We start from the raw sequence: 9,132 nt of genomic DNA on the forward strand, positions 1-9,132 counted from the left end.
AGCTAACCAGCCCCGTCCATGCTCCGCCTACTCGCCCCTGCCCTGCTGCTTGCCCTCGGAATCTGCCATTCGGGCTATAGCCAGCAGCTGGCATTTCCCACTGCCGAAGGCTTCGGCCGCTTTGCCACCGGCGGCCGGGGCGGCACGGTGTACCACGTCGTCAACCTCAACGATGCCGGCCCGGGCTCTTTCCGTGACGCGGTCAGCCAGCCCCGGCGTACGGTCGTGTTCGACGTGGGCGGCGTGATCAAGCTGAAAAGCCCGGTGAACGTGGCCTCCGACCTGTACCTGGCCGGGCAGACCGCCCCCGGGGACGGCATCACGGTGTACGGCGACGCGGTGTCGTTTACGAATGCCAACCAGACCATCGTGCGCTACCTGCGTTTCCGGATGGGCCACGGCGGCAGCAAGGGCAAGGACGCGGTAACCATTGGCGACGGACACGACCTGATCTTCGACCACGTTTCCATTTCCTGGGGCCAGGACGAGAACTTCTCCGTCACCAACTCGGCCGCCAACGTCACGCTGCAGAACTCCATCGTGGCCCAGGGCCTGCACCCGCACTCCGCCGGTGGCCTGATTCAGTCGACCGGGGGCACCAGCATCCTGCGCAACCTCTACATCGACAACCACACCCGCAACATCAAGGTGAAAGGCGTGAATCAGTTTGTCAACAACGTAGTGTACAACTGGGAAGCCGGGGCCTACATTCTGGGCGACTCGGAGCGGAAGTCCCGAGCCAACGTGACCGGCAACTACTTTATCAACGGTCCGGGCAAGGCCGTTCGCCCGTTTACCCGGGGCAACCTCAACTTCAGCCTTTTCGCCCAGGGCAACTTCCAGGACAGCACTCGGAACGGCCGCCTCGACGGGGCAGAAATTCCGGCCACCCGCTACGGCATAGTTTCTTGGGCCACTGCGCCCTTCGACTTTCCGGCCGTACCTTCTATGCCCGCCGGGCAGGCCTACACCCAGGTGCTGCAGCACGCCGGCGCCTCGCTGCACCGCGACGCCGTGGATGCCCGCCTGGTGCAGGAGCTGTTGTCGCTGGGCCGGCTGGGGCAGATTATCAGCGACGAGAACACGCTGCCCATGCAGGGTCCGGGCGTGGTGAAAGGTGGGAAAGCGCCGCTGGATCAGGACCGCGACGGAATGCCCGATGCCTGGGAGCGGCACCATCATTTCAACATCCTCAACCCCGCCGACGGCCTCCTCGACGCCGACCAGGACGGCTACTCCAACCTCGAAGAGTACCTGCAGGAGCTGGTGCGCGAAGGCGACGGGCCGGTGAAAGCCGTGCCTAAAGCCGGAAGCTGATTATTCCTCTTTTTTGCGCCCGAACAGGCCCTTGACTTTCTTCAGCCAGCCGGGCTCGTTCAGTTCGTCTTCGAGCAGGTAGGCGTAGGGCTGCAACGCCGGAATGTGGCGGCAGCCGATACGCACAATGGCGAACATGGGCTCGAACAGGATCATACCCGGAATGCCCCAGATCAGCTCGCCCAGCACCACCGCGATGATGGTAAAGAACGGGCTCAGGTGCAGGGCCTGGCCCATCACAATCGGCTCGATGATGTTGTTGTCGAGAAACTGGGCCAGCACAATCACGCCCACCACCGGCAGCAGCACGCCCGACTCGCTACTGGCCAGGGCCATGGTGAGCGGGAAGGCGGCGCCGATGTAGGCACCCACGTAGGGCACGATGGTCGGCAGCACGGCAATAACGCTCAGTAGTAGGGCATTCTTCAGCCCAATGATGCTGAACCCGACGCTGTAGATAAGTGCCAGAAACACCATCGACGCCAGCCGCCCCATCAGGTACTGCCCGCCCACTTTGCTGACCTGCTCCAGGCCCTGGGCCACCTCGCCCCGGTTCTCCGGCTCCACCAGCTTCAGGGCAAACGTGCGAAACTTGCGGCGCTGCCAGAGCAGGAAGTAGAGGTAAAGCAGCACCAGCACCAAGCCTCCGACCAGAGTCAGCACGCTTTTCAGCATCGACGCGCCAAAGCGCTTGATAGCGTCCGACGCCTTGGCCGCCTGCTCCTGCACCAGCTGCATCTGCCGCTGGGGCTCCACGCCGAAGCGCTGCTGCACCTGCAGCTGCACCTTCACCAGCTCTTTCTGCAGCTGGGCCTTCAGTTGGGGCCAGTCCTCGGCAATGCTGGTGCCCTGGGCCGCTACCAGCCAGACCAACGCCGCCACGAAGGCCAGCACCAGCAACAGGCACAGCAGCGCCGCCCAGCCCCGGCTTACGCCCCGGTTTTCAAGCCAGTTGCTTACCGGCCGCAGCAGCATCGCCAGCAGCAGGGCAAATGCCAGCGGCATCAGAAACAGGCGCCCGAAGTAAAGCAGGGCGACGGTCAAAAGCGTCAGTAAGAGCAGACCATTGGCGCGGGACAGGGAGATGCTACGCATGCAGGGCGGGATAGAGCGGAATAGCCGGGCCCAAATGGCGCCGGCATCTGCTGCCTACGGCCGGCTCCCCGCTCCTGTTGCTTCGCGGATTGGCAGACGCCTCTCTCCTACTGCGTGGGGCCGTTATCGACCCGGGCTTCAATGGTAGTCTGCACGCCGGAGCTGACGGCCGAAAGCAGGTCGTAGCCGGTGGCCTGCTCGATGGCGTCGACGGTGGTGCGGTACGAGCCCCAGTCGGCGCTGACGGAGTTGCGGTTGGGCGTGTCGACGGCAATAACCCGGGTACTGCTGCTCACCCGGCCGGCATCGTTGTCGCCGGTGGGCAGCACCACGACCACCTTCCAGATGCGGGCGGGCACCGTGACGCGGCCCTGGTCAAGCGTGCTTAGGTCGCCGTTGGTGCCATTGCCGCCGGTTCCGTAGTTGCCCATCATGACGTACAGCTCATTGCCCTGCCCGACCAGCGTACGGCAATATTCCTCGAGCCCGGCCCAGGTGCGCTGGTTGTTGTTCGGCGCCTGCGGAATCATGTTGGTCATCAGAAACGTGGCCGAGTTGTCGGCTACGGTGCGGGTGCGGTCGGCGGAGGGGCAGTTGTGGCCCCGGTCGAAGCCCGAGCCGGTGTAGGAGCCCGTCGTGACCTGGTGCCAGCCTGCGGGCAGGGAGTTATCGGCCCGGAAATCGTCCTGCCGGGCAGCCGAGCCCAGCCAGTCGCGGGTCAGGTGCCAGCTTACCCAGTTCGGAATACCCCGGTCGCGGTGGTAGCTGAGCGTGAACTGGGGCTTGGGCAGCAGAAAGTTGCGGAACTGAGCCGGGTCGGCGGTAGCGCCGCTGGGGTTGCCGAGCGTCAGGTGTTCGTCGACAGGAGCTGGCGTGGGCTCCGGCGTCTCGGAGCAGGCGCCAAACAGCAAAGCCACCGCCAGCAGGGCGGTGAGGCGGGAAACAGGATGCAGCATAGGTGTGGGCAGGTTGGGGCGGTAAGTTCGAAAGAAACGGCAGCCCGGGCCACAGCTTCCTCCGCCGACCTTTAACGCAGCGCCGGCCGAACCGATTAGCCGCCCGCCCAAAAGCCAAAGGGCTTTTCCGAAACCGGTCCGGAAAAGCCCTTCAGTTGAGGGGTGCCACTGACTTAGAATCAGATCTTCTCGGGCAGCAGGGTTGCGTCTTCGTAGTTGCCGAGCACCGGCTGGCTGGTGCCTCCTTCAGTTACGGCTTCCACGAGCAGCTTGCCGCCCACAAAGGCCCCTTTCCAGGACTCGCCCAGGCCGCCAAACACTTCTTCCCGGTCGCCGCGGGAGCGGAGCTTGTTGATACCCACCTTAAAGGCGCGCACCTCCTTGGCCGTGCGGCGGGCCAGCTTGTCGTCGTCGGAGGCAATGGCGGCTACCAGGGCACCGTTCGAGATGTTCATCTCCCCTACCAGCTCTTCTACCCGGTCCACCAGCACGATGGAGTCGATGGGGCCGAAGGGCTCCTTGAAGTACAGCTCGCTCTGCCGGGGCAGGTTCACCAGGGCGCGCGGGGCGCGGTAGGCGCTCATGTCCTGGCCGGGCAGAAACAGGCTCTCGTCGAGGCGGCCTTCCAGGATGGGCGTGGCGCCGGTCTGCAAAGCATTGGCGTAGAGCCGGTCGAGGTCCTGAGCCTGGCTGGCGTTGATAACCGGCCCGAACGCCAGGTCGGGCAGCTTGTCGGCGGCGTTGTCGACCAGCGTGGGGTTGCCCACGCGCATGGTGCGCATCACGTCCCAGTAGGTTTCCAGGAAGCGCGGAAACAGGCTGCGCTGCACCACGAAGCGCACGTAGGCCGTGCAGCGCTGCTTGCCGTAGTCGTAGCCTTTCTTGAGCTGGTCACCCAGGGCGTCCCAATCGGAGTAGTCCCAGATGCCGTAGGTGTTCACGCCTTCCATTTCCAGCATGTAGCGCTTGTGGTTCTGGGCCAGCGCGTCGGCAATGTTGCGGCCGTTGTAGCGCCCGCCCACGAAGCTCAGGCAGTCGATGGCGTCGTTTTTCACCAGCACGTCGCTCAGCTCCCCGCCTGAGCCGCTCACCAGCGTCACGGGCAGGCCGCAGCGGCGGGCAATGGCGAAGGTCAGGCTCAGCGAGATAAAGCCACCGTCGGTGGGCGTTTTGGCAATGACGGAGTTGCCGCACAGCGCCTGCACCAGTACCGCGTGCAGGAGCACCGACATGGGGTAGTTCCACGACGCAATGTTGCTTACCAGGCCCAGGGGCTTGCGCGAACCCAGCATGTCCTCGATGTTGTCGACATACCACTGCACGCCCTCAATGGCCCGGTCGATGTCGGTAAAGCCCAGCTTGTAGGTTTTCCCGATTTCCCAGATCAGCAGCTTACCCACCAGGTCGACGTGGGTGCGGAGCTGGTCGAGGCAGTCCTGCACGCGGCGCTTCCGCTCGTCGAGGTCGGTAGCGGCCCAGGCGGCCGCTTCGTTTTTGGCGAACAGGACGGCCCGCAGCGCATCGTCGTGGCCGAGCATGGGCAGGGCGCCGAGCTGGGTGCCATCCACCGGCGAGGTAAACTCCCGGGGCTTGCCGGGGCACTGCCAGCGGCCTTCCATCAAGTTCAGGAACCGTCCTTCCTGGTCGAATACTTCCGGGGTGATTTGCTTAACCTGGCCCAGCAGGGCACTGTACTCAACCTGGGGCGAAATGATTTTGGGCATGGAAAGGCGAATAGTAGGACTTAGAGCTGAGAACTTGGATTGTAGAGCTTAGACATCAGAGCGTAGAATTCAGAACCTGTACTTAGAATATAGTCTAAGCTCTCAGTTCTGAAATCTGAGTTCTAAACGGCCAGCTGCTTCTGGGACTGCCAGAGTACGACCTGCCAGCCTCCGGCGTTTTTCACCTGCACCGTCACGTATTTGAGGCGGGTAATGGTGGGCGGCATGCCATCTTCGTGAAACACTGAGATGGTGATGGTACCGTTCACGACGGCCGTCTGGGCGCCGGCGTAGATGCGCACGTGCAGGGCCTCCACCTCAATGTCGTCGTAGCGGCTGGCGCCGTCGCGGATGCTTTGAAGGTAGGTCGATTTGCTGTCCTGCTGCCCGTTGGAATGGGTGTAGATCAGGTCGTCGGCAAACAGCTGGTCGAGCACGTCATACTCCTTGCGGACCTGGGCCCCGAAGCGCTGCCGCTCCAGGTCTTCTACTTCGTGGGCTGCCGTCATGGATGAGGGAGGTTAGGCGCAGGTCCGGCAGCCTGTCAGCTACCGGACGCTGAGCAAGGTTTATCAGGCCGTGGTGGCCGTGTCGTCGAGGCTGATCTGCTTCATGCGCGGGGCCAGGAAGTGCATCAGCACCCAGGCCAGCAGGTAGGCGCCGCCGCAGATCAGGAACATGATAAAGTAGGCCGTTTCCAGCTGTCCGATGCTTTCGTAGTACACGAACATGCGCTTTTGCACCAGGGCCGAGAGCAGGATGCCGCCCAGACCACCGGCCATGCCGCCGATGCCTGTCACCGAAGCCACCGCCCGCTTGGGGAACATGTCCGAAACGGTGGTAAAGATGTTGGCGCTCCAGGCTTGGTGCGCCGCCGCCGCAATGCCGATAACCAGCACCGCCAGCCACATGTTGATCTGCCCGAGCTGCTGGGCAAACACGATCGGGAACACGCACAGGGCAATCAGCAGCATCGACGTCTTCCGGGCCCGGAAGGCGGGCATGCCGTTGCGGATAAAGTTCAACGGAATCCAGCCCCCGCCTACGCTGCCGATGCTCGACAGCACGTACACGGCCGCCACGGGCAACGCCACGTCGGTACCTTTCAGACCGTACTGCTTGTTGAGGAAGTCCGGCAACCAGAACAGGTAAAACCACCAGATCGGGTCGGTCAGGAACTTGCCCAGCACAAAAGCCCAGGTCTGGCGGAACGTGAGCAGCTTAAACCACGACACCTTGGGCTCGGTGGTAATCGAGGCTGCGGCCTGGTCGTCGACGTCGCTGTGGATGTACTCAAACTCAGCCTTGGTGAGCTTGGCGTGGCGGTTCGGTACTTCGTAGTAGATAAACCACAGCGCCAGCCACACAAAGCCCAGGGCCCCGGTGATGATGAAGGCCCACTTCCAGCCGATAGACTCAGCAATGAGTGGCACGGTAAGCGGGGCAATGATGGCGCCCACGTTAGAGCCGGAGTTGAAGATACCCGTTGCCAGGGCCCGCTCCTTCTGCGGAAACCACTCGGCGGTGGTTTTGATGGCCGCCGGGAAATTACCCGCCTCGGTTACGCCCAGAAACGCCCGGGCCACGCTGAAGCCGATGGTGCTGGTCACGAAGGCGTGTCCGATGGCAGCCAGGCTCCACAGAAACGTCGACAGCGCGTAGCCCATCTTGGTGCCGAGCTTGTCGATGATGCGGCCGGCGCCGAGCATACCCAGCGAATACGCCACTTTGAAGGCAATTTCGATGTCGGCATAGTCCCCGGCATTCCACTTAAACTCGGTTTCGAGGTAGGGCTTGAGCAGGGAGATAACCGCGCGGTCGAGGTAGTTGACCGTAGTGGCGAAAAACACCAGGGCGCAGATCGTCCAGCGGTATTTACCGATGGCACTGTTGGCCGCCGCGAGCGGCTGGTTGGGCACGGCGGGGGGAATTACCGGGGCTGTGTTCATCAGGATGGGCGGGTAGAGAGAAACTGCATGAGAAGAGCAATGCGCGGTGCCAGGGCGGCCGCGTCGGCAGCACCCTTAAACAGCTGGGAGCCGATACCGACGACGTTGACGCCGGCCCCAAACCATTCGGTCAGGCTTTCGGTGGTGGGCTCCACGCCGCCGGTTACCATAATCGGCACATTGGGCATCGGGCCGCGCAGGCTGCGGATAAAGTCGGGGCCGACCACATTGCCGGGGAACACCTTCACGAGCTGGGCGCCCAGCTGGGTAGCCTGGTAGATTTCGGTGATGGTCATGGCGCCGGGAACCCAGGCTACGTCGTGACGGCGGCACACCTCGGCTACTTCCGCCGTGGTGCAGGGCTGCACGATAAAGTCGGCCCCGACGGCTACAAACCGCTCGGCGTCGGCGGCGGTGTAGATGGTGCCGATGCCGAGCAGCATCTCGGGGCAGCTGGCGCGCACAAACGAAGCCAGCTCCTGGAACACGTCAAAGGCGTTGGCGCCGCGGTTGGTGAACTCAAACACCCGGATTCCGCCGTCATAGCAGGCCTGCACGATGTTCTTGGCATAGGCCGGGTCGGCGTGGAAGAAGACGGGTACGAGCGGGGCCCGGAGCACGTGGCTTAAAACATCAGCGGAAGAGTAGCGGGGCATTTTTGGTTATTGGTTGTTGGTTATTAGTTGTTGGATGGTGGTTGAAGGCGTTTTGCTTTGGATGATGGGCCAAAAACCTGCTACCAAAAACCAATAAGCTAGCGTAATAAGCGGCCCGAGGTGTTGCCCTGGGCTATGTGCTCCACTTCGGCCGCCGTCACCACGTTCACGTCGCCGTGAATGGTGTGCTTGAGCGCCGAGGCGGCCGTGGCAAACAGCAAAGCGTCTTCGCCGCTGCGGCCGTTAAGCGTGCCGTACACGTAGCCGGCAATGAATGCGTCGCCGCCCCCGATGCGGTCCACCACGGGCGTGATGTCAAAGTACGCCGTTTCCTGGTAGCGGCCCGGCGTGCACAACATTCCCTTGATCCGCTCGTGCGAGGCGCTCTGGGTTTTGCGCTTGGTGGCAATAACCTGCTTGATCTGCGGAAACCGCTGCATCAGCTTTTCCGACATCGAGGCAAAGCCGTTTTCAGCGCCGGCGTCCGCCACGATGCCAAACAAATCCTCGGCGTCGCCCTGGGAGCACACCACCACGTCGCAGCCTTCTACCAGGGGCGGCATTACGTCCTGGGCCTTCTGCCCGTATTGCCACAGGTTGCGGCGGTAGTTGACGTCGGCCGACACGGTGATGCCGAGCCGGCGGGCTATGCGGATGGCGTCGGCCGTAGCCTGTGCCGCGGAGGCCGAAATAGCGGCAGTGATGCCGGTCCAGTGCAGCCACTGGGCATCTTTCAGGATTTCCTCCCAGTTGAACGAAGCCGGGTCGAGCCTGGCGAAGGCCGACTCAAACCGGTCGTACACGATGCTGCTGGCCCGGAGCGAGGCACCTACTTCGAGAAAGTACAGGCCGAGCCGGTCGCCGCGGAACACCGTGTGGCGCATGTCCACGCCGTGGCTGCGAAACTGCTGGGCGGCGGCGCGACCGAGCTGGTTGTCGGGGAAACAGGTAACGTGGGCGGCCGGAACGCCGAGGTGAGCCAGGGAAGCCGCTACATTGGCGTCGCCGCCGCCGTAGGTGATTTCCAGCGAGCTGGCCTGGCTTAGCCGATAGTTCAGCGGCGGCGAGAGCCGCATCATGATTTCGCCGAACGTAACTACCTGCTTCATAGGGGTCTTTGTTTGTTGGGGTCTTGGATGTTGGATTCTCAGTGCCTGGCGGGCTATACCGTAGCCGGCACCCGCGCTTCGGTCGGTTCAGCCACTGTTTCAAAGCCGAAGTATTGCTGGGCGTTGCCGTAGCAGATCTGCTGGACCAGGTGGCCGAGCCAGTCGAGCGTGTCGGGCAGCTCGCCGTTCTCCACGTCGGTACCGATCAGGTTGCACAGAATGCGGCGGAAGTACTCGTGGCGCGGGTAAGAGAGAAACGAGCGCGAGTCGGTGAGCATGCCCACGAAGCGGCTGAGCAGGCCCATGTTCGACAGCGCGTTGAGCTG

Annotated in this window: 9 protein-coding genes; 1 reads left to right on the forward strand and 8 read right to left on the reverse strand. The window is 63.1% G+C overall.

All coding sequences use genetic code 11. The features are described from left to right. Window positions 1-18: 18 nt before the first annotated feature. On the forward strand, window positions 19-1,317 hold the full coding sequence (locus LJY25_RS13580; protein WP_227608889.1) for a pectate lyase family protein: 1,299 nt from the start codon (window positions 19-21) through the stop codon (window positions 1,315-1,317). Here the strand turns inward: LJY25_RS13580 and LJY25_RS13585 are convergent, their stop codons facing one another. The 8 genes from LJY25_RS13585 to LJY25_RS13620 form a co-directional block, all read right to left on the reverse strand. Next, window positions 1,318-2,412: an AI-2E family transporter gene (locus LJY25_RS13585; RefSeq protein WP_227608890.1), complete on the reverse strand. Its 1,095-nt coding sequence runs from the start codon at window positions 2,410-2,412 to the stop codon at window positions 1,318-1,320. It abuts the gene before it with no gap. Between the two features lie 107 nt (window positions 2,413-2,519). Further along, a complete protein-coding gene (locus LJY25_RS13590) occupies window positions 2,520-3,368 on the reverse strand; it encodes a DNA/RNA non-specific endonuclease (protein ID WP_227608891.1) in 849 nt (282 codons plus the stop codon). Window positions 3,369-3,547: 179 nt separating this feature from the next. Continuing rightward, window positions 3,548-5,092 carry an aldehyde dehydrogenase family protein gene (locus tag LJY25_RS13595; protein ID WP_227608892.1) on the reverse strand — a complete coding sequence of 515 codons (1,545 nt, stop codon included), beginning with the start codon at window positions 5,090-5,092 and terminating at the stop codon, window positions 3,548-3,550. 122 nt (window positions 5,093-5,214) lie between these two features. Then, window positions 5,215-5,601 (reverse strand): nuclear transport factor 2 family protein, encoded by a 387-nt coding sequence (locus LJY25_RS13600; RefSeq protein WP_227608893.1) that lies wholly within the window; start codon window positions 5,599-5,601, stop codon window positions 5,215-5,217. A gap of 63 nt (window positions 5,602-5,664) precedes the next feature. Then, window positions 5,665-7,041, reverse strand: a complete 1,377-nt coding sequence (locus LJY25_RS13605; protein ID WP_227608894.1) for an MFS transporter — start codon at window positions 7,039-7,041, stop codon at window positions 5,665-5,667. Next, window positions 7,041-7,697, reverse strand: coding sequence for a beta/alpha barrel domain-containing protein (locus LJY25_RS13610; protein WP_227608895.1), 657 nt, complete (start codon window positions 7,695-7,697; stop codon window positions 7,041-7,043). Before LJY25_RS13610 ends, LJY25_RS13605 begins: the two co-directional genes overlap by 1 nt. Before the next feature lie 98 nt (window positions 7,698-7,795). Further along, on the reverse strand, window positions 7,796-8,806 hold the full coding sequence (locus LJY25_RS13615) for a sugar kinase (RefSeq protein ID WP_227608896.1): 1,011 nt from the start codon (window positions 8,804-8,806) through the stop codon (window positions 7,796-7,798). Between the two features lie 53 nt (window positions 8,807-8,859). After that, on the reverse strand, window positions 8,860-9,132 hold a 273-nt coding region (locus LJY25_RS13620; RefSeq protein WP_227608897.1), incomplete at its 5' end, for a glucuronate isomerase.

The sequence above is a fragment of the Hymenobacter translucens genome (assembly GCF_020685205.1).
Lineage (GTDB): Bacteria > Bacteroidota > Bacteroidia > Cytophagales > Hymenobacteraceae > Hymenobacter > Hymenobacter translucens.